This is a genomic window from Streptomyces sp. NBC_00209 (assembly GCF_045206345.1).
Lineage (GTDB): Bacteria > Actinomycetota > Actinomycetes > Streptomycetales > Streptomycetaceae > Streptomyces.
Genome location: NZ_CP108121.1, coordinates 5,860,243 through 5,886,712 on the forward strand (window position 1 = coordinate 5,860,243; position 26,470 = coordinate 5,886,712).

A 26,470-nucleotide genomic window follows, 5' to 3' on the forward strand; every position below is an offset into this window, starting at 1 on the left:
GGGCCCCCGCGTACGCGCCAGGCGTACGCGGGGGCCCTCCGGGCGCTCTCACCGCTCGGCGGGCTCCTGGGCCTCCTGGGACGCCTCCAGCAGGGCCCGCAGGCGCGTGCTGCGCTCCTGGGCGGGCACCTCGGCCACCGCGTGCGGCAGGGCCTGGTCGACGCCGTGCACCACGGACAGATGGCGCTCGCCCCGGCCGAACGCGGTGTAGACCCACGGCCTGCTCAGCCCGCGCGCCGCGTCGCCCGGCAGCACCACGACGGCCGCCGGCCACCGCGTCCCGGCCGCCTGATGGGCACTGAGCGCCCACGCGTGGCGCACGGAATCGGCCACCCGCTCCTGCGGTACGACGACGGGGGTCCCGGCACAGTCCAGGTGCAGCCCCTCCGCGTCGGCCGAGACGACCACGCCGGGCACCGTCCGCCCCGGCGCCGGGACATGGGCGACCCGGTCGCCCGGGTCGAACCCGCCGAAGCGGCCGGGGCCCGGGTTGAGCCGCTGCTTCAGCGCCTCGTTCAGCACCCGGGTGCCCGCGGCGCCGCCGTGGCCCACCGTGATGACCTGGGTGTCCTCGGACGGCACCCCGAGGGCGCGCGGCACCGAGTCGGCGACGAGCTGCACCGTGCGGTGGACCGCCTCGCCGGCGTCCCGGACCGGGACGATGACGACCTCCTTGCCCGGCGCCTCCACCTGGTTCAGCTCACCGATGCCGATGCCCGAGACCAGCTCGCCGACCGGGCCCGGGTCCGGGGTGCGGGAGGAGACGTGGGGGCAGGCGCGGGCGGCCAGCACATCGGCGAACACCTGCCCGGCGCCCGCCGAGCCCAGCACGCCCGGGTCACCGCTGAGGACCAGGCGGACACCGTCGCCCAGAGACTCCACCAGCATCGCGCCGGTCTCCACGTCCAGCTGGGGCGCGTCCAGCACGACGAGCAGGTCGAGCGCGAGCGCCCCCTCCTCGTCCCGCCCCGGCCCCTCGGTGCCCGACAGCAGCCCGGCGAGCGTGACGGCCGCCTCCGGGGCGCCGGTGTCCTGAGCGAGCCGCCGACGGCCGTCCACGCTGTGCGCGGCGCCCAGGGCGCGCAGGCCGAGCCCCCGGGCGGCGGCGATCAGGGCGGCCGGCTCGGCCCGGGCCGCCTCGCCGCCCGTGTGCGCGACGAGGCCGTGGGCGGCGGCCGCGCGGATCAGCTCGGCGGCCGAGGGCGAGGGCGCCGCGGCGGCCGCCTCCGACCAGTCCGCCTCCTTGTCGCCGCCGTTGACCAGCCGGGCCAGCCCGTCGGCCAGGCTCTCCTCCGCCAGCGCGTACCGGTCGAGCCCGAGGAGCACCGGGCCCGGCGCGACGGCCTCGGCCGCCCCCTCGGCGTCCTGCTCCTCCGGGTCCTCCGCGTCCACCTGGTCCTCCGGGCCGTCCTGGAAGACCAGCACGACGCCCTCCGCGACGGCGTGCTGCACGGCCGCCGCGGGGTCGCTCACGCCCCGGCCGGCCAGCGCCTCGCGCACCCGGTCCGCGTCCAGCGCGGTGTGGCCGCGGAGCGCGGCCTGCTCCAGGACCCAGCCGGTCAGGGCGGCGGTGCGGCGCTCGTCGTCGGGCCCGCAGGCCGCGCCGAGCAGCGCCCGGGCGAAGCCGTCCGCCTGCTCGGCCCCGACGCCGGGCAGGGCCAGCAGCTGCCAGGGGTCCTCGCGCAGGAGCTCGGCGGCCCGGTCCCCGAGCAGCGCGGCGGCGGATCCGCCCAGCGCGGCGGGGGCCCCGCCGGCGGACAGCACGGCCGCCACGGAGGCGACGCTCTCGGGCGAGGCGGGCCGGGGGGCGGGGGCGGACCCGGGGGCCCGTTCCCGTACCGGAGCGGGGGCGGGGGCCGCCCGGCGGGCGGGGGCCGGAGCGGGCGAGTCGTAGAACGTCGTGGCGGGCTGCTGTCCGCTCTCCACGGCCCGGACGGCCGCCAGCAGATCGGCCGCGGTCCCGCTCAGCTTCCCCCCGGCGTCGATGGGCCCGTCCTTCTCGGCCTTCCGCTTCTCGATCCGCTCCCGCAGCTCCCGCTGAGCGGCGATCTCGGCCTCGGCCTCGGAGGCCGCGGGGGCGCCTTCGGCGCCGGCCTCCGGGGCGGAGGAGTCGCCCGGCTCGCCGCCCGCCGCCGCGCCCTCGCCGGCCACGGCCTCGGCCTCCGCGTCGTCGTCGGCCGCCGGTCCTGGCTCCGCCTCGCTCGCCGCGTCAGCGGCACCGGCGGGGCCCGGATCGTCCGGGACGGCGACGGTGTCGTCCTCGGTGGCCGAGGGGCCGGGGGATTCGCCCCGGGGTAGCGCGGTCACAGCGTGCTCCAGTCCTGGTCGGGATAGCGGTGCACGGGCGCCGACACATCGTCCAGCGCCTGGCAGATCTCGTCAGGAAGACTAAGCGCCTCCACTGACAACGCCTCCGTCAGCTGCCGCGCGTTGCGCGCGCCGACGATCGGGGCCGCGACCCCGGGCCGGTCCCGGACCCAGGCCAGCGCGACCTGCGCGGGCGTGGTGGCCAGCCCGTCGGCGGCGGTCGACACCGCGTCCACGATGCGGCGCGCCGCCTCGTCCAGATACGGCTCCACGAAGGGGGCCAGCAGCTCGGACGCGCCACGCGAGCCGACCGGGGTCCCCGTGCGGTACTTGCCGGTCAGCACGCCCCGGCCCAGCGGCGAGGAGGGCAGCAGCCCGACGCCGAGGTCGAGCGCGGCGGGCAGCACCTCGCGCTCCACGCCGCGCTGGAGCAGCGAGTACTCCATCTGCGTCGCCGCCAGCCGGCTTCGCGCCCCGGGCGCGGCGAGCTGCCAGGTCGCCGCCTTCGCGAGCTGCCAGCCGCAGAAGCCGGACACCCCGGCATAGCGGGCGCGTCCGGAGGACACCGCGAGGTCCAGCGCCTGGAGCGTCTCCTCCAGCGGGGTCTCCGGGTCGAACGCGTGGAGCTGCCACAGGTCCACGTAATCCGTGCCGAGCCGGCTCAGCGAGGCGTCGAGGGCCGCCAGCAGGTGTCCGCGCGAGGCGTCGACCCTGCGGTACGGGTCGGCGACGCTGCCCGCCTTGGTCGCGATGACCAGGTCGCGCCTGGGCACCAGGCCGTCCACGAGCCGCCCGAGCAGATACTCGGCCTCGCCGCCCCCGTACACATCGGCCGTGTCGACCAGCGTGCCGCCCGCCTCCCAGAACACCTTCAGCTGCTCGGCAGCGTCGTGCTCGTCGGTGTCCCGGCCCCAGGTGAGGGTGCCGAGCCCGATCCTGGACACACGAAGGCCGGTGCGGCCCAGATGCCTCTGCTCCATGGGCGCTGAGATTACAACCGGCGTGGGGCCGCCCCCTGCCGGATCAACTTCCCGCGCGCTAGAGTCCGGAACTCAGGGACGTTACTGATCGGTAAGGGGTTCGGCTATGCGGCTCGGCATCAATCTCGGCTACTGGGGCGCGGGGATGGACGGCGACAATCTCGCCGTCGCACAGGAGGCCGACCGGCTCGGCTACGACGTCTGCTGGGCGGCCGAGGCGTACGGCTCCGACGCGCCGACCGTGCTGGCCTGGGTGGCCGCGCAGACGGAGTCCATCGACGTCGGCTCCGCCATCCTCCAGATCCCGGCGCGCCAGCCCGCGATGACGGCCATGACGGCGGCCACGCTCGACTCCCTGTCCGGCGGCCGGTTCCGGCTCGGCCTGGGCGTGTCGGGCCCGCAGGTCTCCGAGGGCTGGTACGGCGTCAAGTTCGACAAGCCGCTGGCCCGCACCCGGGAGTACGTGGACATCGTCCGCAAGGCGATGACCCGTGAGCGCCTCGCGTACGAGGGGGAGCACTGGACGCTCCCGCTGCCGGACGGCCCGGGCAAGCCGCTCAAGCTGACCGTGCACCCGCAGCGCGAGCACATCCCGCTCTACATCGCCGCGATCGGCCCGAAGAACCTGGAGCAGACCGGCGAGATCGCCGACGGCGCCCTGCTGATCTTCCCGTCGGCCGAGCACCTGGAGGAGACCGCGATCAGCCGGCTGCGGGCCGGCCGGGAGAAGGCCGGGAAGACGATGGAGGGCTTCGACGTCTGCCCGACCGTCCCGCTCGCCATCGGCGACGACATCCCCGGCCTCGCGGACATGTTCCGCCCCTACACCGCGCTGTACGTCGGCGGCATGGGCAGCGCCAAGCAGAACTTCTACAACCGGCTCGCGCAGCGCATGGGGTACGAGAAGGAGGCCGCCGAGATCCAGGAGAAGTACCTCTCCGGCGACAAGAGCGGTGCGGCGGCCGCCGTACCGCACCAGCTGATCGACCAGACCACGCTGCTCGGGTCCGTGGACCGGATCGCCGAGCGCATGCAGGCGTACGCGGAGGTGGGGGTCACGACCCTGACCCTGGCGCCGGCCGGCTTCACCCTGGACGAGCGGATCGCCGCGCTCCGGGCCGGCACGGACGCGCTGGAGCGGGCCGGGCTCGCGTAACCGGAAGAGGCTCTGCGGCCGTGGTGGGGGCTCGGGGGGTCCTCCCCGCCACGGCCGTCACGGGGAACAACGCGGGCGGCCCGGCGGGGTTACGGGTGCACGCAAAAACGGTTCGCCCGCCGCGGTCCCGCCGCCCCGCCCCGGCGCCACCCGTCCGGCCCAGCCGCCGCACGCTCCTGTTGCCCGCCCCGGCCCGGCGCATTTGACTGGCGCTCGGCGACGCCGGCACGGAGGTGGCAGTGATGCTCTCGGCAAAGAACCTGTTCCAGGAGATCCTCGACAACGACGACTCGTTCCGGCTGTTCTGCTCCATCGCGGCCAGCGGCGAGTCCCAGGGCGGCTGGGAGAACGGCCGGATCGCGGCCCTCGTCCCCGCGAGCCAGCGCCCCCTGGCCCCCAAGGTCGCCCGGCACGGCGCCGACGAGGACAAGCACGGCCGGATCTTCAACGCGCTGCTCAAGAAGCGCGGCCTGGCCCCCGGGCCCGTCCCCCCGGACACCGACTACACGATGCTCCTGGAGAGCCACGGCATCGGACTCGCGCACGAGCAGCTGGGCCGCGACGAGCCCCTGACCGAGCGCGACATCATCACGTACCTGGCCCACAGCCGGGTCACCGAGCAGCGCGCGTCCGAGCAGATGCGGCTGCTGACCAAGCACTTCGCGGACCACCCCGGGCTCGGCCGCGCGGTCCGGATGATCTCGCACGACGAGGACAACCACCTCGCGTACTGCCACGAGGAACTGCTGCGCTTCGCACGGGCCGGGCACGGCCGCACGATCCAGCGCATCCTGCGCGAGTGCGCGCTCGCCGAGATCCGGGTCTACCGCGACGTCAGCCTCGCCGTCATGGACCACATGGGCCGGGTGCTCGGCTGGTCCCGCGCGAAGGCCGCCGTGCTCGCCGCGGGCATCCACGCCATGTACGCGTACGAACGCCTCGGCGGCTGGCGGCGCATGGTCAGCCTGGCCCCGCCCGCCCGGCGCGACGCCCTCGGCGGACCCCCGACGCCCGCGCCCGAGTACGCCTGAGAGGCGCCCGGGGCCGTCAGAGCCAGCCGCGCCGCTTGAACTGGCGGTACAGGCCCACGACCGCTCCCGCCATCAGCAGCAGCACCAGTGGGTACGAGCCGACCCACCGCAGCTCCGGCATGTGGTCGAAGTTCATTCCGTAGATCCCCGCGACCATCGTCGGCACCGCTGCCATCGCCGCCCAGGCGGAGATCTTGCGCATGTCGTCGTTCTGCCGCACCCCCATCTGCGCGAGATGCGCGGACAGGATGTCGGACAGCAGCCGGTCAAGACCCTCCACCTGCTCGTTGGCCCGGGTCAGATGGTCCTGGACGTCCCGGAAGAACGGCTGCGCGTGCTCCTGGACGAACGGCACCCCGGCCCCCGCCAGCCGGGCCATCGGCCCGGTCAGCGGGACCGTCGCCCGGCGGAATTCCAGCACCTGGCGCTTGAAGGTGTAGATGCGCGCCGCGGTGTTCTTGGAGTCGTCCGTCCCGCTCGGCGCGAAGACCTGCGTCTCCAGCTCCTCCAGGTCGACCTGGAGCTCGCCCGCCACGTCTATGTAGTGGTCCACGATCGCGTCGCTCACCGCGTACAGGACCGCCGTCGGCCCGTGCTTCAGCACCTCGGGGTCGGCCTCCAGACGTCGGCGTACGGCCGCCAGCGGCGCGCCCTCGCCGTGCCGCACGGTCACGACGAACGAGTCGCCCATGAACACCATCAGCTCGTGCGTGGTCACCGTGTCGCTGTCGTGGTCGTACAGCACCGGTTTGATCACCGCGAACAGTGAGTCGTCGTACACCTCCAGCTTCGGCCGCTGGTGGGCGGAGAGGGCGTCCTCCACCGCCAGCGGATGCAGCCCGAACTCGTGGCTGACGAGGTCGAACTCCTTCTCCGTCGGCTCGTGCAGGCCGATCCAGAGGAACGCGTCGCCGGACTCCCGCGCCTGGGCGAGCGCGTCGGAGAAGTCGGCGGGGCCCTCGGTCCGGCGTCCGTCGCGGTAAATGGCGCAGTCGACAATCACGGCGCGCATTCTTCCCTGCTTCCGGCCCGGTATGCACCTTTGGCCCCGCCGGGAGACCGGGCCGCGCCCGTACGCTGGACCGCATGCCCACCCTGATCCTCGTACGCCACGGACGCTCGACCGCCAACACGGCCGGGGTGCTCGCGGGCCGGACGCCCGGCGTCGCCCTGGACGAGCGCGGCGCCGCGCAGGCCGCCGCGCTCCCCGGACGGCTGGCCGCACTGCCGCTCGCGGCCGCCGTCAGCAGCCCCCTGCAACGCTGCCGGGAGACCCTGGAGCCCTTGCTGGCCGCCCGCCCGGACCTGCCGCTGCACGTCGAGGACCGGATCAGCGAGTGCGACTACGGCGACTGGTCGGGCCGCAAGCTCGCCGAGCTCACCGACGAACCGCTGATGACCGTGGTCCAGCAGCACCCCTCCGCCGCCGCGTTCCCCGGCGGCGAGTCGATGCGCGCGATGCAGGCCCGCGCCGTCGACGCCGTACGGGAGTGGAACGCCCGGATCGAGGCGGAGCACGGCGAGAACGCCGCGTACGTCATGTGCTCGCACGGCGACATCATCAAGGCCCTGGTCGCCGACGCGCTCGGTATGCACCTCGACCTCTTCCAGCGCGTCCAGGCCGACCCGTGCTCGGTCACCGCGATCCGCTACACGAGGCTCCGCCCCTATCTGGTGCGCCTCGGCGACACGGGCGACCTCGCCGGACTCGCGCCCCGCGAACCCGGCCCGGACGCCGGTGCGGCCGGGGACGCGGCGGTAGGGGGCGGCGCTGGGGCACCGTGATCGCCGCGCGCAGTAGGGTGGACGCGCCGTAGAACGCTTTCCGAGGCTCCGGCCCACCCCCATCTGCCCGTCGACTCTCAAGGGAGACAGGACGTGTCCCGTCAGGTGTTCCTCTACGACCCCCCGGACCGCTTCGTGGCCGGCACGGTCGGGCTGCCTGGACGCCGTACGTTCTTCCTGCAGGCATCCTCAGGCGGACGTGTCACCAGCGTGGCCCTGGAGAAGACCCAGGTCGCCGCGCTCGCCGAGCGCGTGGACGAACTGCTGGACGAGGTCGTACGCCGCACCGGCGGGAACTCCCCGGTGCCCGCCGTCGCCCCGATGGACGTCACGGACACCGCGCCGCTCGACGTCCCCGTCGAGGAGGAGTTCCGCGTCGGCACCATGGCGCTCGCCTGGGACGGCGAGGAGCAGCGCATGATCGTGGAGGCGCAGGCCCTGGTCGAGCTGGACGCCGACTCCGTCGAGGACCTGGCCGAGGCCGAGGAGCGGCTGCTCCAGGACGAGGAGAACGGCCCGCCGATGCTCCGCGTCCGGCTCTCCGGCGCCCAGGCCCGCGCCTTCGCCAAGCGCGCCCTGGACGTGGTGAACGCCGGCCGCCCGCCCTGCCCGCTGTGCAGCCTGCCGCTCGACCCGGAAGGACACGTATGCCCGCGCCAGAACGGATACCGCCGGGGCGCCTGAGCGACGCGGAGCAGGTCGCCCTGCTGGCCGAGGGCACGCTCACCGTCCTCGGGCAGGTCCGCGGCGCGTCCAACGCGGTGCTGTACTGCTCCGTCGCCCACGAGGGCGAGGAGGCGTACTGCGTGTACAAGCCCGTGGCCGGCGAGCAGCCGCTCTGGGACTTCCCCGACGGCACCCTCGCCCAGCGCGAGGTGGCCGCCTACGAGGTCTCCGAGGCCATGGGCTGGGGCCTGGTCCCGCCGACCGTGCTGCGGGACGGGCCGTACGGCCAGGGCATGTGCCAGCTGTGGATCGAGGCCGAGGAGCCGGGCGAGGACGAGCCGGGGCTGCTCGCGCTGGTCGAGGACGAGGAGCCCGGCGAGGGCTGGAAGGCTGTCGCGTTCGCCGAGGTGGGGGAGGGGAAGACCGCCCTGCTGGTGCACGCGGACGACCCCCGCCTGCGGCGGCTTGCCGTCCTGGACGCGGTCATCAACAACGGCGACCGCAAGGGCGGCCATCTGCTGCCCGCGCCCGGCGGCCGGCTGTACGGCATCGACCACGGGGTGACCTTCAACGCCGACGACAAGCTGCGCACCCTGCTCTGGGGCTGGGCGGGCGAGCCCCTGACCCCCGAGGCCGTCGGGGTCCTGGACCGGCTGGCCGCCGCCCTGGAGCCCGGCGCGGGCCTGGTCACCCGGCTGGCCGAACTCATCACGGCGGCCGAGATCGAGGCCCTGCGGGCCCGGGTGGCCGGCCTGCGGACGACCGGGCTGCACCGGGAGCCCAGCGGCGAATGGCCCGCCATCCCCTGGCCGCCCGTCTGACGGCCGGTCCACCCCGATGCACGCCGGGCGCGGCGGCGCAAGAGTGCCTCTTCGGTCAGGATCACCCCTCCGGTTCGTATCCGGAAGCCGCATCCGGTTACGCTCGTGGCATGCATGCCTGGCCCGCTTCTGAGGTCCCCGCCCTGCCCGGCAAGGGCCGCGACCTTCGGATCCACGACACCGCGACCGGCGGACGGATCACCCTTGACCCCGGTCCCGTCGCCCGCATCTACGTCTGCGGCATCACGCCGTACGACGCGACCCATATGGGTCATGCGGCGACCTACAACGCGTTCGACCTCGTTCAGCGCGTGTGGCTCGACACCAAGCGGCAGGTTCACTATGTCCAAAATGTGACGGACGTGGACGACCCGCTGCTGGAGCGGGCCGTGCGCGACGGACAGGACTGGACCGAGCTCGCGGAGCGCGAGACGGCCCTGTTCCGCGAGGACATGACCGCGCTCCGCATGCTCCCGCCGCGGGACTACATCGGAGCCGTCGAGGCGATACCCGGCATCGTGCCGCTCGTGGAACGGCTCCGCGACGCGGGCGCCGCCTACGAGCTCGACGGCGACATCTACTTCTCCGTGGACACCGACCCGCACTTCGGCGAGGTGTCGAACCTCGACGCCGAGGCCATGCGCCTGCTCTCCGCCGAACGCGGCGGCGACCCGGAGCGCCCCGGCAAGAAGAACCCGCTCGACCCCATGCTCTGGATGGCCGCCCGCGCGGGCGAGCCCCGCTGGGACGGCGGCTCCCTCGGCGCCGGACGCCCCGGCTGGCACATCGAGTGCGTGGCCATCGCCCTCGACCACCTCGGCATGGGCTTCGACGTCCAGGGCGGCGGCTCCGACCTCGCCTTCCCGCACCACGAGATGGGCGCCTCGCACGCCCAGGTGCTCACCGGCGAGCACCCCTTCGCCCAGGCGTACGTGCACGCCGGCATGGTCGCTCTGGACGGCGAGAAGATGTCCAAGTCCAAGGGCAACCTCGTCTTCGTCTCCGCGCTCCGCCGCGACGGCGTGGACCCGGCCGCGATCCGCCTGGCCCTGCTCGCCCACCACTACCGCTCCGACTGGGAGTGGACCGACCAGGTGCTCGCCGACGCCGTGGCCCGGCTCGACCGCTGGCGCGCCGCCGTCTCCCGCCCCGACGGGCTGTCCGCCGACGCCCTGGTCGAGGAGGTCCGCGCGGCCCTCGCCGACGACCTGGACGCCCCGGCCGCGCTGGCCGCGGTCGACCGCTGGGCCGAGCGGCAGACCGCCCAGGGCGGTACGGACGAGGGCGCGCCCGGCCTCGTCTCCCGCACCGTGGACGCGCTCCTCGGCGTGGCCCTGTAGCTCTTTTTTCGTAACTCTCCGTCGTAGCAGCCGACTTCACCGGCCCCGGACTTCTTCATGAAGTTCGGGGCCGGTTCCGTTTTGTCCATGGTCAAATGCTCGGTGCTGCGCTAAAAGCGCTCTATGCAATCATCAACGCGCATCAGATCGGCGGTAGTTGCAGCGCTGCTGGGACTCCTCGCCGTACTCACCGGACCGGGTGCCGCCCGCGCCGACGACACGGCGGAGCCCGCCGGGACGACGGTCGGCGATCTCACCGGCTTCAAGGCCGACGGGGCCGTGTACCGCCTGACGGCGGGGGACGCGGCGGCCCGGGTCAGCTTCGTCTCCGAGGAGACCTTCCGCATCGAACTCGCCCCCGACGGCACCTTCGAGGACCCGGCCGGCGACGCCATCGTGCTCCCGCAGGGCGCCCCGCCCCGCACCCGCTGGAAGGAGCGCGGCGACCGCTACGAGCTGTCCACCCGGAGCGTCACCCTCCGTGTCTACAAGTCGCCTTTGCGGTTCGCCTTGTACCGGGCCGACGGCAGCCAGGTCTGGTCCGAGGCGAAGGGGCTGAGCTGGGACGCCGAGCAGACCACCCAGACCCTGGCGCGCGGCGCGAACGAGCAGTTCTACGGCGCCGGGATGCAGAACGGGCGGGGCAACACCTCGCACCGGGACAAGACCGTCGAGGTGGGCGTCGATTACAACTGGGACGACGGCGGCCACCCCAACTCGGTGCCGTTCTACCTCTCCTCGGCCGGCTACGGCGTCTTCCGCAACACCTTCGCGCCGGGCACCTACGCCTTCGACGACCCGGTGACAACCAGCGAGAAGGAGCGGCGCTTCGACGCGTACTACTTCGCCGGTGACAGCGCCAAGGACGTCATCGGCCAGTACACGCAGCTCACCGGCAAGCCGTTCCTGCCGCCCGTCTACGGCATGGAGATCGGCGACGCCGACTGCTACCTGCACAACGCCAACCGGGGCGAGCGCCACACCCTGGACGCGCTGAAGGTCGCCGACGGCTACCTCGACAACGACATGCCCAACGGCTGGATGCTCGTCAACGACGGCTACGGCTGCGGTTACGAGAATCTCGCCGAGACCGCGAAGGGCCTCCAGGACCGGGGCATGCAGGCCGGGCTCTGGACCGAGGACGGCATCGACAAGCTCGGCGACCAGGTCAAGGCCGGGCAGCGCGTGGCCAAGCTGGACGTCGCCTGGGTCGGTGACGGCTACAAGTTCGCGCTCGACGGCTGCAAGGACGCGTACAAGGGCATCGAGGCCAACAGCGACGCGCGCGGCTTCACGTACGCCCCCGAGAGCTGGGCCGGTGCGCAGCGCTGCGGCGTCCAGTGGTCCGGCGACCAGTACGGCACCTGGGACTACATCCGCTGGCAGATCCCGACCTACGCGGGCGCCACGATGTCCGGCCTCGCCTACACCACGGGCGACGTCGACGGCATCTTCGGCGGCAGCGCCAAGACGTACACCCGTGACCTCCAGTGGAAGATGTTCCTGGGGACCACGATGACCATGGACGGCTGGGCCGCCAGCGACAAGCAGCCCTTCCGCTACGGCGAGCCGTACACCTCCATCAACCGCGACTACCTCAAGCTCAAGGAGTCGCTGCTGCCCTACCAGTACTCCTACGCCCACGAGGCCACCAAGACCGGTGTCGGCATGGTCCGCCCGCTGGTCCTGGAGTACCCGGACGACCCGAAGGCCGCGACCGACGCCGCGAAGTACGAGTTCATGTCGGGCGAGGACTTCCTCGTCGCGCCGGTCTACGAGGACAGCACCGAGCGCGACGGCATCTACCTGCCGAAGGGCACCTGGACCGACTACTGGACCGGGCGCACCTACCAGGGCCCCGTCACCCTCGACGACTACAGCGCCCCGCTGGACACCCTGCCGCTGTTCGTGAAGGCCGGGGCGAGCGTGCCGATGTGGCCGGGCATCCGCTCGTACACCGACCGCACCGCCTCCTCCCCGCTCGCCTGGGACATCTACCCGCAGGGCCGCTCCTCGTTCACGCTGTACGAGGACGACGGCGTGACCCGTGAGCACCGCGACGGCGCGTACGCCACGCAGACCGCCGACGTCCGCGCACCCGCCCGGGGCTCCGGGGACGTGACCGTGGACATCGGCGCCGGCAAGGGCACGTTCCAGGGCAAGCAGAGCAGCCGCCCGTACGAGTTCACCGTGCACACCGGCTCCGAGCCGAGCGCGGTACAGCTCAAGGGCAAGCTGCCCCGCCTCAGCTCGGCCGCCGCGTACGCGAAGGCGAAGCAGGGCTGGTTCTACGACCGGGACGACCGGGGCGGTGTGGTGAAGGTCAAGACCGCGCCGCTGCCCACGGACCGGACGTTCTCCGTGCGGCTCAAGCACACCAGCGCGGTCGGCGGCCGGAACGCCACCGCCACGGCCGCCGTCACCGCCCCACGCGGCCAGGAGACCGGCGCGGGCGCCCCGAGCACCGTCGCCGTCGATGTGACGGCGGGCCGGGCGGACGTCACGGACGCGTCCGTCACGCTCGACGTCCCCGAGGGCTGGCAGGCCACCCCCGCAGCGCCCGTGCAGCGGATACCGGCGGGCACCACCCGCCGCGTCGAGGTCCGGGTCACCCCGGCGAAGGACGCGAAGGCGGGGGAGGCGCGGCTGACCGCCCTCGCCCGCTACCGGTCGGCGGACGAGTCCCGCACCGCCACCGAGCGGCTCGCGGTCTCCGTCATGCCCGCCCCGCCCAGCGGTGAGACCTGGGCGAGCGACATGGAGTGGCTGACCGCGACCAACGGCTACGGACCCGCCGAACGCGACCGCAGCAACGGCGAGTCGGGCGCGGCCGACGGGCACCCGCTCACGCTGGCCGGGAAGACGTACGAGAAGGGGATCGGCACCCACGCCGACTCCGACATCGAGGTCTACCTCGGCGGCCAGTGCTCCCGGTTCACCGCGGACGCCGGCATCGACGACGAGATCGACGGGTACGGCGAGGTCGCGTTCTCCGTGGAGGCCGACGGCAAGGTGCTGTGGACCTCGCCGAAGGTGACCGGGGCGTCGGAGACCGTACCGGTCGATGTGGCGCTCGACGGGGCGCGGCACGTACGCCTGAAGGTCACGGACACCAACGGGTCCAAGACCGGTGACCACGGCGACTGGGGCGCGGCGCGCTTCGTCTGCTCCTGAATGACGGTCATCCAGCACAGGAGCCGGACGGGTTCGCACCCGCCCGGCTCCGTGCCGCGCTCAGTCCTGCGACGGGGGGCCGTCGGCCCCGTCACCGTCCGCCGGGCCACTGCCCGGGCGGTCAGTGTCCGGCTCGTCGTCGGACGCCCCGGCCGGGCCGCCGTCCGCGTCCGTGGCCCGGTCGCCGGGCCCATCGGCCGGTGGCCGGCCGGTCGCCGGACGGCCGGGACCCTCGGGCTGCGCCGGACCGCCCGGCTGGCCGGGCCCCGGTTTCGGCGGTCTCGTCCGGCCGCTCGACGTGTCCCGGAGGTACGTCGCGTCGCCGCTCTCCGTGGCATGGCCGCCGGGCGGCGGCGCGGAGCCCGGTTCGCGGCGCCGGAGATAGCGCTCGAACTCGCGGGCGATGGCCTCGCCGCTCGCCTCGGGCAGCTCGGCGGTGTCCCGGGCCTCCTCAAGGGTCTGCACGTACTCGGCCACCTCGCTGTCCTCGGCGGCCAGCTGGTCGACGCCGACCTGCCAGGCGCGCGCGTCCTCCGGCAGCTCGCCGAGCGGGATGCGCAGCCCGATCAGGTCCTCAAGCCGGTTCAGCAGGGCCAGCGTCGCCTTGGGGTTGGGCGGCTGCGACACATAGTGCGGCACCGCCGCCCACAGGCTCACCGCGGGCACCCCGGCATGCGTGCACGCCTCCTGGAGGATGCCGACGATGCCGGTCGGACCCTCGTACCTGGTCTCCTCCAGGTCCATGGTGCGGGCCAGGTCCGGGTCGGACGTCACCCCGCTGACCGGGACCGGGCGGGTGTGCGGGGTGTCGCCCAGCAGCGCCCCGAGCACCACGACCATCTCGACGCCCAGTTCGTGCGCGAAGCCCAGGAGCTCGTTGCAGAACGAGCGCCAGCGCATCGACGGTTCGATGCCCCGGACCAGGACGAGATCGCGGGGCTTGTCCCCGCCGACGCGGACCACGGAGAGCCGGGTCGTCGGCCAGGTGATCTTGCGTACCCCGTTGTCCAGCCACACCGTCGGGCGGTTGACCTGGAAGTCGTAGTAGTCCTCGGCGTCCAGCGCCGCGAACACCTCGCCCTTCCACTCCCGGTCCAGATGCGCGACCGCTGTGGAGGCGGCGTCACCGGCGTCGTTCCACCCCTCGAACGCGGCCACCATGACCGGGTCGATCAGCTCGGGCACACCCTCGAGCTCGATCACCCCAGCCTCCTTCCGAAGTTCCCTTGCGTACGGACCAACCTTACGGCCTGCGGCCTCCCGGAACGCAGCCCCCGTGCACGGCCGGATGGTTCGTCCGGTACAACGGCGCACCATCGATACATCCGAGCTGTCGGTGGAAAAATCCCGCCTCTCTCTGGACTTGCGCCCTCAGGGGCGGCTATACATCGGATGACCGGAACAGAGGTCCGATGTTATTTCTCCTGGGGGCGCGCATGAGTCAGACCGTCACGGATTTCGAGGTCCACGACATCCGTTTTCCGACCTCGGAACAACTGGACGGCTCGGACGCCATGAACCCCGACCCCGACTACTCGGCCGCCTACGTCGTCCTGCGGACCGACGCCGCCGGCGCGGACGGCGAGCCCGTCGAGGGCCATGGCTTCTGCTTCACCATCGGTCGCGGCAACGAGGTCATGGCCGCCGCGATCGAGGCCCTGCGCCCCTATCTGACCGGGCGCCCCGTGCCGCGTACGGCCGATGCCCTCGGCGCCCTGTACCGGGACCTCACGCACGACTCCCAGCTCCGCTGGCTGGGCCCCGAGAAGGGCGTGATGCACATGGCGGCCGGTGCGGTGGTCAACGCCGCCTGGGACCTGGCGGCCAAGCTGGCGGGCAGACCCGTCTGGGAGTTCCTGGCCGGGATGACCCCGGAGGAGCTGGTCTCCCTCGTGGACTTCCGCTACCTCACCGACGCCCTCACCCCCGACGAGGCGCTGGCCATCCTGCGCGCCGCCGAACCGGGGCGCGCCGAACGCGCCGCCCGGCTGCGCGCCGATGGCTACCCCGCGTACACCACCTCGCCCGGCTGGCTCGGCTACTCCGACGACAAGCTGGTCCGGCTCGCCAAGCAGGCCGTCGCCGACGGCTTCACCCAGATCAAGCTCAAGGTCGGCGGCCGGGTCGAGGACGACGTCCGCCGCATGGCGCTCGCCCGCGAGGCCGTCGGACCCGGCGTCCGAATCGCCGTCGACGCCAACCAGCGCTGGGACGTCGCCGACGCCGTCGCCTGGATGACCGCGCTCGCCCCGTACGACCCGCACTGGATCGAGGAGCCCACCAGCCCCGACGACGTGCTCGGCCACGCCGCCGTCCGCGCCGGACAGCCGGTCAAGGTCGCCACCGGGGAACACGTCGCCAACCGGGTCGTGTTCAAGCAACTCCTCCAGGCCGGGGCCGTCGACTTCGTCCAGATCGACGCCGCACGCGTCGCCGGCGTCAACGAGAACCTGGCGATCCTGCTGCTCGCCGCCAAGTACGGCATCCCGGTCTGCCCGCACGCGGGCGGCGTCGGGCTCTGCGAACTCGTCCAGCACCTCTCGATGTTCGACTACGTGGCCGTCTCCGGCACCCGCGAGGACCGGGTGATCGAGTACGTCGACCACCTCCACGAGCACTTCACCGACCCGGCCGTCATCGTGAACGGCCGCTACACCGCCCCGGCGTCCCCCGGCTTCTCGGCCAGGATGCGCCCCGAGTCCATCGCCGCACACCGCTACCCGCAGGGCCCCGTCTGGCAGGCCCGGCGCCACGACAAGGAGGAGAGCCGATGACCGGCACACGCGACTTCGAGGGGATGAACGCCCTGGTGACCGGCGGCGCCTCCGGCATCGGGGCCGCCGTCACCACCCTGCTCCTGGAACGCGGCGCCCAGGTCGCCGTCCTCGACCGGGACACCTCCGGCGCACCCCGGGGCGCCCTCGCCGTCGAGGCCGATGTCACCGACGACGCCGCCGTCCGCGCCGGGGTGGACCGGGCCGCCGCCGCCCTGGGCTCCCTGCACACCCTCGTCTCCAACGCGGGCATCGGCGCCATCGGCACCGTCGCGGACAACGACGACGCCGAGTGGGCCCGGGTCCTGGACATCAACGTCCTCGGCATGGTCCGCGCCGCCCGGCACGCCCTGCCGCACCTGCGCCGCGCGGCCGCCGAGCGCCCCGGAGCCGTATCCATCACGCACACCTGCTCCATCGCCGCGACGGCCGGGCTGCCCCAGCGCGCCCTGTACAGCGCGAGCAAGGGCGCCGTCCTCGCGCTCACCCTCGCCATGGCCGCCGACCACGTCCGCGAGGGCGTCCGCGTCAACTGCGTCAACCCGGGCACCGCCGACACCCCGTGGATCGGCCGGCTGCTCGGCCAGGCGGAGGACCCGGCCGCCGAACGCGCCGCGCTCAACGCCCGGCAGCCGCTGGGCCGGCTGGTCTCCGCCGACGAGGTGGCCGCCGCGATCGTCTACCTCGCCGGTCCCGCCGCGGCCTCCGTGACGGGCACCGCCCTGGCCGTCGACGGCGGGATGCAGGGCCTGCGCCTGCGCCCCGCCGGCAGCTGAACCCGCACCTCCCGCCATGCCCACCGGGTCCGAGCCGCGACCCCACACAGGAACGGGACACCAATGAGAGTGCGTACGACGAGTGCGGCAGCCTGTGCCGTACTGCTGGCCGTCACCGCCCTCGCGGGCTGCAACCGCGAGTCGTCGGACGACGGGGCGGGCGGCGGCAAGGTCGGCATCGACCTGCCGCGCAGCGACAGCGACTTCTGGAACTCCTACCAGAACTACATCAAGAAGGGCGTCAAGGACGGCGAGGTCTCCGCGCTCCCGCTGACCAACTCGCAGAACGACATCGGCAAGCTCGTCGCCAACGTCCAGACCTTCACCGACCAGGGTGCCAAGGCCGTCGTGATGGCCCCGCAGGACACCGGCGCGATAGCCGAGTCGCTCAACACGCTCAACGAGAAGAAGATCCCCGTCGTCAGCGTCGACACCCGCCCCGACAAGGGCGACATCTACATGGTGGTGCGCGCCGACAACAAGGCGTACGGCACCAACGCCTGCAAGTACCTCGGCGAGCAGCTGAAGGGCAAGGGCAAGGTCGTCGAGTTCCAGGGCGACCTGTCCTCCATCAACGGCCGCGACCGCTCCGAGGCGTTCAAGGCGTGCATGGACAAGGACTACCCGGGCATCCAGGTCTTCGAGCTGGCCACCGACTGGAAGGGCGACGTCGCCTCCGCGAAGCTCCAGTCCACGCTGGCCGCGCACCCCGACATCAACGGCATCTACATGCAGGCCGGCGGCGTCTTCCTGCAGCCCACCCTCGCGCTCCTGGAACAGAAGAAGCTCCTCAAGCCCGCCGGCACGGACGGCCACATCACCATCATCTCCAACGACGGCATCCCCGAGGAGTTCGAGGCCATCCGGGCCGGGAAGATCGACGCCACCATCTCCCAGCCCGCCGACCTGTACGCGAAGTACGCGCTGTACTACGCGAAGGCGGCCCTCGACGGCAAGACGTTCAAGGAGGGCCCCACGGACCACGACTCCACCATCATCAAGATCCCCAACGGCTACGAGGACCAGCTCCCCGCACCCCTGGTGACCAAGGAGAACGTGGACGACCCGAAGCTGTGGGCCAACCAGCTGGAGAAGAAGAGCTAGTTATGGACCAGGCACTCCCTCCCGCCGTACAGGCGGAAGGCGTCGTCAAACGCTTCGGACCGACCGTCGCGCTCGACGGGGTGAAGCTGACCGTCCGGCCCGGCGAGTCCCACGCGCTCGTCGGCCGCAACGGCGCCGGCAAATCGACCCTGGTCGGCGTCCTCACCGGCCTCCACAAGGCGGACGCGGGCACCGTCACCTTCGGTGGCGAGCCCGCCCCCGCCTTCGGGGACACCACGGCCTGGCAGTCCAGGGTCGCCTGCGTCTACCAGAAGTCCATGGTCGTCCCCGACCTCACCGTCGCCGAGAACCTCTTCCTCAACCGGTTCGAGGAGAACGCCCGCTGGATCAGCTGGGGCAGGCTGCGCAAACGGGCCGAGCGGCTGCTCGCCGCGTACGGCGTCGAGGTCGACCCGAACACCCGGGCCCGCGATCTCGCGGTCGAGCAGCGGCAGTTCGTGGAGATCGCCCGCGCCCTGTCCTTCGGCGCCCGGCTCATCGTCCTGGACGAGCCGACCGCCCAGCTCGACGCCCGGGGCATCGCGCGGCTCTTCGACAAGCTCCGTGAACTCCAGTCCCAGGGCGTGGCGTTCCTCTTCATCTCGCACCACCTCCAGGAGGTGTACGAGCTGTGCACCGCGGTCACCGTCTACCGTGACGCCCGCCACGTCCTCACCGCCCCCGTCGCCGAGGTCGCCAAGGAGGACCTGGTCGCCGCGATGACCGGCGAGCGGGCGGCCGGTGCCACCGCCTGGCACGCGGCCGGTGACGCGGCGCCCGACCCGTCCGCCGCACCCGTCCTGAGCACCGAACGGCTCAGCCTCCCGGGCCGGTTCGAGCCCCTGGACCTCCAGGTGCGCCCCGGCGAGGTGCTGGGCCTCGCCGGGGCGGCGGCCAGCGGCAACACCGCCGTGGGCGAGGTGCTGGCCGGGATGCGCAAGGCCGGCGGCGGCACGGTCCGGGTGCGGGGCAGGGCCGTACGGGCGGGCAGCGTGCCGGACGCGCTGGCCGCCGGGATCGGCTACATCCCGGAGGACCGGCACGAGCAGGGCCTCGTCCTGGAGCGCAGCGTCGCGGAGAACGCCACGCTGACGGTCGCCGACCAGCTCGGCCCCTGGGGCACCGTCCTGCCCTCCCGTACGCGGCAGTTCGCCCGGTCCATGATCGACTCGCTGGACATCAAGACCCAGGGCCCCGAACAGCCCGTCTCCGGGCTCTCCGGAGGCAACCAGCAGAAGGTCGTCGTCGCCCGCGCGCTGGCCCGCGACCCCAGCGTGCTCGTGGCGGTCCGGCCCACGGCGGGCGTGGACGTCAAGTCCAAGGACTCCCTCCTCGGAGTCGTACGCCGGGTCGCCGACGCGGGCAACGCGGCCGTCGTCGTCTCGGACGAACTGGACGACCTGCGGGTCTGCGACCGGGTCCTCGCCCTCTTCCACGGGCGGGTCGTCGCAACGTTCGACAGCGGGTGGACCGACGGGGAACTCGTCGCCGCCATGGAAGGTGTGGGGGAGAGGGAATGACCGGCACGGTACGGCCGTCCACGGCCGACGACTTCGACGCGGAGCTGAAGGGCTCCCCGGGCGGGAACACCCCGCTGAGCAGGCTCAAACTGATCCGGTGGAGCGACTTCTCGCTGGTGCCGGTGATCCTGGTGCTGATGCTGATCGGCTTCATCGTCTCGCCGGTCTTCCTCACCTCCGACAACCTGATCAGCGTCGTCCAGCAGTCCTCCGAGCTGAGCCTGCTCGTCCTCGGCCAGGCGCTGATCCTCATCTGCGGCCGGATGGACCTCTCGCTGGAGTCCACGATCGGCATCGCGCCGGTCGTCGCCATGTGGCTGGTGCTGCCCCCGGACGGCGGCCGCTTCGCCGGCCTCGGGCTGCTTCCCGCCTGGTCCGCGATCCCGCTCTGCCTGCTGGTCGGCCTGGCGATCGGCGCCGTCAACGGCTTCCTGATGCTGAAGCTCCGGGTCAACGGCTTCATCGCCACGCTCGGCATGCTCACGATGCTGCGCGGCCTCCACATCGGCATCACCGAGGGCAAGTCCATCACCGATGTGCCGGAGTCCTTCCGCTACCTCGGCAAGAGCGAGTGGTTCGGGGTCCCGGCCGCCGTCTGGATCTGCCTGGTCCTCTTCGCGGCCGGCGGCGCCGCGCTCGCCTGGCTGCGCCACGGACGCGCGCTGTACGCGATCGGCGGCAACCCGGAAGCGGCCCGCGCGGCCGGCATCCGCGTCGACAGGGTCACCTGGATCGTCCTCGCCGTCGGCGGCCTGCTCGCGGCCTTCGCCGGCATCCTCTACACCGGCCACTACGGGGCGGTCGCCGCCACCCAGGGCGACGGCTGGATCTTCCAGGTGTTCGCCGCCGCGGTGATCGGCGGCATCAGCCTCAAGGGCGGCCGCGGCACGCTGTTCGGCGCCCTCACCGGCGTACTGACGCTCCAACTGGTCGTCAACGTCATGACCCTGGGCGGCGTCCCGGCCCTCTGGAACCAGTTCCTGAACGGCGCGATCATCATCGTCGCCCTGGTCATCTCCCGCTTCGCGAGCGGCGAGAAGCAGGACTGAACCTTCTGGTCCTCCATCGCCGGACGGGCTCCTTCAGCCCGTCCGGCGCTTCTTTTCAAGCCCCTCCGGGCGGGCCGTCTCAGCCCCTTCGGCGCTTGAGGAGCGGGGTCCGGGGCAGAGCCCCGAAACGGTCACAGCGTCGACCGCAACCACTGCTCCACGCTCGCCACATGCACCGTGGCCCACGCCCGAGCCGCCTCCGCGTCCCCATCCCGCAACGCCGACAGAATCGCCCGATGCTCATGCAGCGTCCGGCTCACCGCGTCCTCCTGCGTCAGCCCGCGCCACACCCGCGCCCGCGTCGTCGGCCCCGACAGCCCGTCCAGCAGCGAGCACAGCACCGAGTTGCCCGACGCCTGGACGATGCCCCGGTGGAAGTCCAGGTCGCAGGCCACCAGCTCCTCCACCGAAGGATGCTCGCCCAGCGCGTCGAGCTGCGCGCTCAGCGCGTCCAGTTGCTCCTCGCCGATCCGGCTCGCCGCCATGGCCGTCGCGGCGGGCTCCAGGATCCGGCGCACCGCCAGGAACTCCAGCACGGTGTCGTCCCGGTGGAAGTCCACGACGAAGCTCAGCGCTTCGAGCAGCAGCTGCGGGTCCAGGCTCGTCACATACGTGCCGTCGCCCTGGCGGACGTCGAGAATGCGGATCAGCGACAGGGCGCGCACCGCCTCCCGCAGCGAGTTCCGGGAAAGCCCCAGCTCCGAGGCGAGTTCGCTCTCCTTGGGGAGACGATCGCCGGGCCGTAGCGCACCCGAGACGATCATTCCCTTGATCTTCTCGATGGCCTCGTCGGTGACAGCCATGGGCGACCTCCAGACATCCGATGTATCGCCCTATTATGCGGCCACGACCAGGTGGCCACGACAAGGGCCGGTGCGGCCGTCGGACCGACTCCCGGTCCGACGGCCGCACCGGCCCGTCCCCGCTCAGCCGCGCCGCTCGCCGAGCACCTTCTCCACACCGGCCCGGACCTCGTCCGTCGCCAGACCCCGGATCGTCAGCGTCGTCCGCCGCCGCAGCACGTCGTCCGCGGTCTCGGCCCACTCGTGGTCCCGGGCGTAGGCGACCTGCGCCCAGACCTCCGGCGCGTCCGGGTGGATCCGCTCGGCCAGCGCCGGGTTCTCGTTGGCCAGCCGGGCGATGTCGAACGCGAGCGAACCGTAGTGCGTGGCCAGGTGCCGGGCGGTGTCGGCGGCCATCCGGGGACCGGGCGTCCCGCCGTCCACCAGCAGCCGGCGCGCCACCGCGTTCGGGGAGGCGATCCCGGGCAGCGGCAGCTTCCTGGGCAGCCGGGCCATCGGCTCCATGTCCTCCGCCAGCGGGTGCCCCGGCAGCGCGGCGAGCTTGTTCATCACCGTACGGCCGATGTGGCGGAAGGTCGTCCACTTGCCGCCGGCCACCGACAGCATCCCGCCCCGGCCCTCCGTGACGACCGTCTCGCGCTTGGCCTTCGAGGTGTCGCCGGGACCGCCCGGCAGCACCCGAAGACCGGCGAAGGAGTACGTGATCAGGTCCCGGGAGAGCTGCTGGTCCCGTACCGAGAACGCGGCCTCGTCCAGGATCTGCGCGGTGTCCTTCTCGGTCACCGCGACATCCGCCGGGTCGCCCTCGTACTCCTCGTCCGTCGTGCCGAGGAGCAGCATGTCCTCCCACGGCAGGGCGAAGGTGATGCGGTACTTGTCGATCGGCGTGGCCAGCGCGGCCTTCCACGGCCGGGTCCGCTTCAGCACCAGGTGCGCGCCCTTGGACAGGCGTATGGAGGGCGCCGCGTTCGGGTCCTCCATCTTCCGCAGGTGGTCCACCCACGGCCCGGTCGCGTTCAGCACCAGCCGGGCGGTCACCCCGAACTCCGTACCGTCCATGGAGTCCCGCAGCTCCGCGCCCGTCACCCGGCCCCGGGTGAAGCGGAGTCCGGTCACCGCCGCGTGGTTCAGCACCACCGCGCCCGCGTCGACGGCCGCGCGGACCGTCATCAGCGCCATCCGCGCGTCGTTCATCTGGTCGTCGCCGTAGACCGCGACGGCCTTGAGGTTCTCCGTACGCAGCTCCGGCACGTCGCGCGCCGCCCGGGACGGGCTGATCACATGGCCGACGCCGTCGCCGAAGGCGGACAGCGCCGAGTACGCGAACACGCCCGCGCCGAGCTTCGCCGCGCCGTGCGGCCCGCCCTTGTAGACCGGCAGGTAGAAGGTGAGCGGGTTGGCCAGGTGCGGGGCGACCTGGCGGGAGACCGCACGGCGCTCGAAGTGGTTCTCCGCCACCAGCTTCACCGCACCGGTCTGCAGGTAGCGCAGACCGCCGTGCAGCAGCTTGGAGGAGGCGGAGGAGGTGGCGCCGGCGAAGTCACCGGCGTCCACCAGGGCCACCCGCAGTCCGGACTGCGCGGCGTGCCAGGCGGTGGAGATGCCCAGGATGCCGCCGCCGATCACCAGGAGGTCGTACGTCGCCTTGGAGAGCTGCTCCCGGGTCTCGGCGCGGCTCGGAAGGGAGCCGGAGGCCGGATGCGTCCCGAGTGCGGGGACGCTCTGCAGGGTGGTCATGTTCTCTACTCCTCGTCGTCGAGCCAGCCCATGGTGCGTTCCACGGCCTTGAGCCAGCTCTTGTACTCGCGGGCGCGGGTGTCCGCGTCCATGCGGGGGGTCCACTCGGCGGCCCGGCGCCAGTTGGCGCGCAGCGCGTCGGTGTCCGGCCAGAAGCCGACGGCCAGGCCGGCGGCGTAGGCGGCGCCGAGGCAGGTGGTCTCGGCGACCATCGGCCGCACCACGGGCGCGTCCAGGAAGTCGGCGAGCGTCTGCATCAGCAGGTTGTTGGAGGTCATGCCGCCGTCGACCTTGAGCGCCGTCAGCTCGACGCCGGAGTCCTTGGTCATGGCGTCGCTGATCTCACGCGTCTGCCAGGCGGTGGCCTCAAGGACGGCACGGGCGATGTGCGCCTTGGTGACGTAGCGGGTGAGACCGGCGATGACACCGCGGGCGTCGGGGCGCCAGTACGGGGCGAACAGGCCGGAGAACGCGGGCACGAAGTACGCGCCCCCGTTGTCCTCCACCGAGGAGGCCAGGGTCTCGATCTCGGCGGCGGACTGGATCAGCCCCATCTGGTCGCGCATCCACTGCACCAGCGAACCGGTGACGGCGATCGACCCCTCCAGGGCGTACACCGCCTTCTGGTCGCCGATCCGGTAGCCGACCGTCGTCAGCAGCCCGTTGTACGAGTTGACGGGCGTGTCACCGGTGTTGATCAGCATGAAGGTGCCGGTGCCGTACGTGGACTTGGCCTCGCCCTCGGCGAAGCAGGTCTGGCCGAACAGCGCCGCCTGCTGGTCGCCCAGCGCGGAGGCCACCGGCACCCCGTCGAGCACGCCGCCCTGGGTGGTGCCGTAGACCTCGGAGGAGGACCGGATCTCGGGCAGCACGGCCATGGGCACGCCGATGGAGGAGCAGATCTTCTCGTCCCACTGCATGGTGTGCAGGTTCATCAGGAGCGTCCGCGAGGCGTTGGTGACGTCGGTGACGTGGACGCCGCCGTCGGTGCCGCCGGTCAGGTTCCAGATGACCCAGGAGTCCATGGTGCCGAAGAGGATGTCGCCGCGCTCGGCCCGCTCGCGCAGCCCGTCGACGTGGTCGAGCAGCCAGCGCGCCTTGGGTCCGGCGAAGTACGAGGAGAGCGGCAGCCCGGTCTCGCGGCGGAAGCGGTCCGCGCCGACGTTGCGCCCGAGCTCCTTGCAGAGCGCGTCCGTGCGGGTGTCCTGCCAGACGATGGCGTTGTGGACGGGCTCACCGGTGTGCTTGTCCCACAGCAGGGTGGTCTCGCGCTGGTTGGTGATGCCGATCGCCTTCACGTCGGCGGCGGTGATGCCCGCCTTGGAGATCGCCCCGGCGACGACTTCCTGGACGTTCTCCCAGATCTCGGTCGCGTTGTGTTCGACCCAGCCCGGCTTGGGAAAGATCTGCTCGTGCTCCTTCTGGTCGACGGAGACGATCCGCCCGTCCTTGTCGAAGACGATGCAGCGGCTGGAGGTCGTGCCTTGGTCGATGGCCGCGATGAACGGCCCTGTGCCGTGGCTGCCGGTGGTGTGTGCGTCGGTCACGGTGTGCTCCCGGAGGTCTGTGCGGTGTGGTGTGAGGGCGGGTCAGGCGAACGCGAGGTTGTAGAGGCCGCCCGCGAGTGCGCCGCCGATCAGCGGGCCGACGACGGGGACCCACGCGTAGCCCCAGTCGGAGCCGCCCTTGTTCGGCAGCGGAAGCAGCGCGTGCACGATACGCGGACCGAGGTCGCGGACCGGGTTGATCGCGTAGCCCGTCGGCCCGCCGAGCGACAGGCCGATGCCGACGACGACCAGCGCGGTGATCAGCGCGCCCAGCGCGCCGAGCCCGTTGCCGTCGTCGTTGAGGCCCTGGGTGAGGATGGCGAGGACCAGCACGACCGTGGCGATGACCTCGGTGAGGACGTTCTGCACGGCGTTGCGGATCTCGGGGCCCGTCGAGAAGACACCCAGGACCGGTCCCGCCTTGGGGGCGGCGGCCTGGTCGACCATGCCCTCCTCACCCGAATGGGCGCGCAGGATCTCCGGATCGGTCAGGTGCGCCCGGAACTGCCCGTAGTAGGTCAGCCAGACCAGCACCGCGCCGATCATCGCGCCGAAGAGTTCGGAGGCCAGGTAGAGCGGTACGTCGCTCCACTTGGTGCCGCCCTCGATGGCCAGGCCGATGGTGACGGCCGGGTTGAGATGCGCTCCCGACACGCCGCCGGCGATATACGCGCCGGTCAGTACCGCGAAGCCCCACCCGAAGGTGATGGCGACCCAGCCGGCGTTCTGCGCCTTCGAGTGCTTGAGCGTGACGGCGGCACAGACACCGCCGCCGAGCAGGATGAGTACGGCGGTACCGATGGTCTCGCCGATGAAGATGTCGGAGCTGGACACCCGCGACTCCTTTGTCCTTCGTCCAGGAAGCCGAACCCCGGGTCCCTCCGGTGGTCCGCGCCCTCGTGTGAGGGCTTGGCCGGCCCTAGGCACCGTCACACCCTAACGCGAATATCCGTTAAGTGTTCGACAATGCCGACCGATGAACGGCAGTGTTTCTCCCAGGTGAAGGCAGCGTCAAGAGGGATGTGACGTACGAGTCGATCGTTACGAGGGAAGCCGGCCGGGTACGCGGGCGGCTCAGAACCGACGGGCGCCCAGGTCCCGCGAGACCGCGCGGGCGCAGTCGCGGACCGCCGCGACCAGCTCCGGGCGCAGCTCGCCGTCCTTGCAGACGCGCTCCACCGCTCCCGTGACGGCTATGGCCCCCACCGGCATCCGGCGCCGGTCGTGGATCGGCGCGGCCACCGCGGACACGCCCTCCCAGGTCTCCTCCACGTCGGACCCCCAGCCCCGCGCCCGTACGACGTCGAGCACCGCCTCGAACTCCTCGGCGCCGGTCACCGTCCGGGGCGTGAACAGCTGCCGCTCGGCCTCCATGGCCTCGGTGTGCGCCACCGGGTCGTACGCGGCCAGCACCTTGCCCAGGGCCGTGGAGTGCAGCGGCTGCATGGCGCCCACCTCAAGCACCTGGCGGCTGTCGTCGGGCCGGAAGACGTGGTGGACGATGAGGACGCCCTGCTGGTGCAGTACGCCCAGATGGACGCTCTCGCCGCTGGACCGGGCCAGGTCGTCCGTCCAGACCAGGGCCCGGGCCCGCAGCTCGTGCACGTCGAGGTAGCTGTTGCCCAGGCGCAGCAGCTCCGCGCCCAGCTGGTAGCGGCCGGAGGCGGCGTCCTGCTCCACGAAGCCCTCGTGCTGGAGGGTGCGCAGGATGCCGTGTGCGGTGCCCTTGGCCAGGCCCAGTGAGGAGGCGATGTCGGACAGCCCCAGCCGCCGCTCCCCGCCTCCCAGCAGACGCAGCATCGCGGCCGCCCGCTCCAGCGACTGGATGTTCTTGGCCATCGCGCCGTACTCCTCCACCTTGTTCGACAATGCTGAACACTATCGGTCGATGCCGACCCAT

At 72.5% G+C, this 26,470-nt stretch carries 21 protein-coding genes; 12 read left to right on the forward strand and 9 right to left on the reverse strand.

Going from position 1 to position 26,470, the window contains the following annotated elements:
* Positions 1-48: 48 nt before the first annotated feature.
* Positions 49-2,307: a helix-hairpin-helix domain-containing protein gene (locus OG867_RS26660; RefSeq protein WP_406289099.1), complete on the reverse strand. Its 2,259-nt coding sequence runs from the start codon at positions 2,305-2,307 to the stop codon at positions 49-51.
* Positions 2,304-3,287, reverse strand: a complete 984-nt coding sequence (locus tag OG867_RS26665; protein ID WP_406289101.1) for an aldo/keto reductase — start codon at positions 3,285-3,287, stop codon at positions 2,304-2,306. Before OG867_RS26665 ends, OG867_RS26660 begins: the two co-directional genes overlap by 4 nt.
* A gap of 106 nt (positions 3,288-3,393) precedes the next feature.
* Between OG867_RS26665 and OG867_RS26670 the strand changes: the two genes are divergently transcribed.
* Both OG867_RS26670 and OG867_RS26675 read left to right on the forward strand, forming a co-directional pair.
* Positions 3,394-4,443, forward strand: a complete 1,050-nt coding sequence (locus OG867_RS26670; protein ID WP_328899398.1) for an LLM class F420-dependent oxidoreductase — start codon at positions 3,394-3,396, stop codon at positions 4,441-4,443.
* Between the two features lie 242 nt (positions 4,444-4,685).
* Positions 4,686-5,474 carry a ferritin-like domain-containing protein gene (locus OG867_RS26675; RefSeq protein ID WP_406289104.1) on the forward strand — a complete coding sequence of 263 codons (789 nt, stop codon included), beginning with the start codon at positions 4,686-4,688 and terminating at the stop codon, positions 5,472-5,474.
* 16 nt (positions 5,475-5,490) lie between these two features.
* Here the strand turns inward: OG867_RS26675 and OG867_RS26680 are convergent, their stop codons facing one another.
* Entirely contained in the window at positions 5,491-6,486 is a 996-nt protein-coding gene (locus OG867_RS26680) for a magnesium and cobalt transport protein CorA (RefSeq protein ID WP_328899397.1), read from the reverse strand.
* 74 nt (positions 6,487-6,560) lie between these two features.
* Here OG867_RS26680 and OG867_RS26685 point away from each other — a divergent pair, with 74 nt between their 5' ends.
* The 5 genes from OG867_RS26685 to OG867_RS26705 all read left to right on the forward strand — a co-directional run bounded on the left by OG867_RS26685 (position 6,561) and on the right by OG867_RS26705 (position 13,260).
* Positions 6,561-7,259 (forward strand): histidine phosphatase family protein, encoded by a 699-nt coding sequence (locus OG867_RS26685; RefSeq protein WP_328899396.1) that lies wholly within the window; start codon positions 6,561-6,563, stop codon positions 7,257-7,259.
* A 93-nt stretch (positions 7,260-7,352) separates the two neighbouring features.
* Entirely contained in the window at positions 7,353-7,943 is a 591-nt protein-coding gene (locus tag OG867_RS26690; RefSeq protein ID WP_020207450.1) for a DUF3090 domain-containing protein, read from the forward strand.
* Entirely contained in the window at positions 7,907-8,746 is an 840-nt protein-coding gene (locus OG867_RS26695; protein WP_406289109.1) for an SCO1664 family protein, read from the forward strand. Before OG867_RS26690 ends, OG867_RS26695 begins: the two co-directional genes overlap by 37 nt.
* Positions 8,747-8,856: 110 nt before the next feature.
* Positions 8,857-10,086, forward strand: coding sequence for a cysteine--1-D-myo-inosityl 2-amino-2-deoxy-alpha-D-glucopyranoside ligase (gene mshC, locus OG867_RS26700; protein WP_406289111.1), 1,230 nt, complete (start codon positions 8,857-8,859; stop codon positions 10,084-10,086).
* 123 nt (positions 10,087-10,209) lie between these two features.
* The gene (locus OG867_RS26705; RefSeq protein WP_406289114.1) at positions 10,210-13,260 is read left to right on the forward strand and encodes an NPCBM/NEW2 domain-containing protein; all 3,051 of its coding nucleotides are present in this window, start codon (positions 10,210-10,212) and stop codon (positions 13,258-13,260) included.
* A 60-nt stretch (positions 13,261-13,320) separates the two neighbouring features.
* Here OG867_RS26705 and OG867_RS26710 read toward each other — a convergent pair whose 3' ends face one another.
* Positions 13,321-14,463 (reverse strand): PAC2 family protein, encoded by a 1,143-nt coding sequence (locus tag OG867_RS26710; RefSeq protein WP_328899392.1) that lies wholly within the window; start codon positions 14,461-14,463, stop codon positions 13,321-13,323.
* 233 nt (positions 14,464-14,696) lie between these two features.
* Here OG867_RS26710 and OG867_RS26715 point away from each other — a divergent pair, with 233 nt between their 5' ends.
* From OG867_RS26715 to OG867_RS26735, 5 genes are all read left to right on the forward strand, one after another.
* Positions 14,697-16,034, forward strand: coding sequence for an enolase C-terminal domain-like protein (locus OG867_RS26715; protein WP_406289117.1), 1,338 nt, complete (start codon positions 14,697-14,699; stop codon positions 16,032-16,034).
* Entirely contained in the window at positions 16,031-16,810 is a 780-nt protein-coding gene (locus tag OG867_RS26720) for an SDR family oxidoreductase (RefSeq protein WP_328899390.1), read from the forward strand. Before OG867_RS26715 ends, OG867_RS26720 begins: the two co-directional genes overlap by 4 nt.
* A gap of 63 nt (positions 16,811-16,873) precedes the next feature.
* On the forward strand, positions 16,874-17,914 hold the full coding sequence (locus tag OG867_RS26725) for a sugar ABC transporter substrate-binding protein (RefSeq protein WP_406289120.1): 1,041 nt from the start codon (positions 16,874-16,876) through the stop codon (positions 17,912-17,914).
* 2 nt (positions 17,915-17,916) lie between these two features.
* The gene (locus OG867_RS26730; protein ID WP_328899388.1) at positions 17,917-19,434 is read left to right on the forward strand and encodes a sugar ABC transporter ATP-binding protein; all 1,518 of its coding nucleotides are present in this window, start codon (positions 17,917-17,919) and stop codon (positions 19,432-19,434) included.
* The gene (locus OG867_RS26735; RefSeq protein ID WP_328899387.1) at positions 19,431-20,483 is read left to right on the forward strand and encodes an ABC transporter permease; all 1,053 of its coding nucleotides are present in this window, start codon (positions 19,431-19,433) and stop codon (positions 20,481-20,483) included. The genes OG867_RS26730 and OG867_RS26735 overlap by 4 nt, the downstream gene beginning before the upstream one ends.
* Positions 20,484-20,614: 131 nt before the next feature.
* Here the strand turns inward: OG867_RS26735 and OG867_RS26740 are convergent, their stop codons facing one another.
* The 5 genes from OG867_RS26740 to OG867_RS26760 form a co-directional block, all read right to left on the reverse strand.
* A complete protein-coding gene (locus OG867_RS26740; protein WP_328899386.1) occupies positions 20,615-21,286 on the reverse strand; it encodes a FadR/GntR family transcriptional regulator in 672 nt (223 codons plus the stop codon).
* 123 nt (positions 21,287-21,409) lie between these two features.
* Positions 21,410-23,023, reverse strand: coding sequence for a glycerol-3-phosphate dehydrogenase/oxidase (locus OG867_RS26745; protein WP_328899385.1), 1,614 nt, complete (start codon positions 23,021-23,023; stop codon positions 21,410-21,412).
* A 5-nt stretch (positions 23,024-23,028) separates the two neighbouring features.
* Positions 23,029-24,570: a glycerol kinase GlpK gene (gene glpK, locus OG867_RS26750; RefSeq protein WP_328899384.1), complete on the reverse strand. Its 1,542-nt coding sequence runs from the start codon at positions 24,568-24,570 to the stop codon at positions 23,029-23,031.
* Positions 24,571-24,612: 42 nt separating this feature from the next.
* Positions 24,613-25,404 (reverse strand): MIP/aquaporin family protein, encoded by a 792-nt coding sequence (locus OG867_RS26755; RefSeq protein ID WP_328899383.1) that lies wholly within the window; start codon positions 25,402-25,404, stop codon positions 24,613-24,615.
* A 240-nt stretch (positions 25,405-25,644) separates the two neighbouring features.
* Entirely contained in the window at positions 25,645-26,409 is a 765-nt protein-coding gene (locus OG867_RS26760; RefSeq protein WP_406291182.1) for an IclR family transcriptional regulator, read from the reverse strand.
* Positions 26,410-26,470 lie beyond the last annotated feature (61 nt).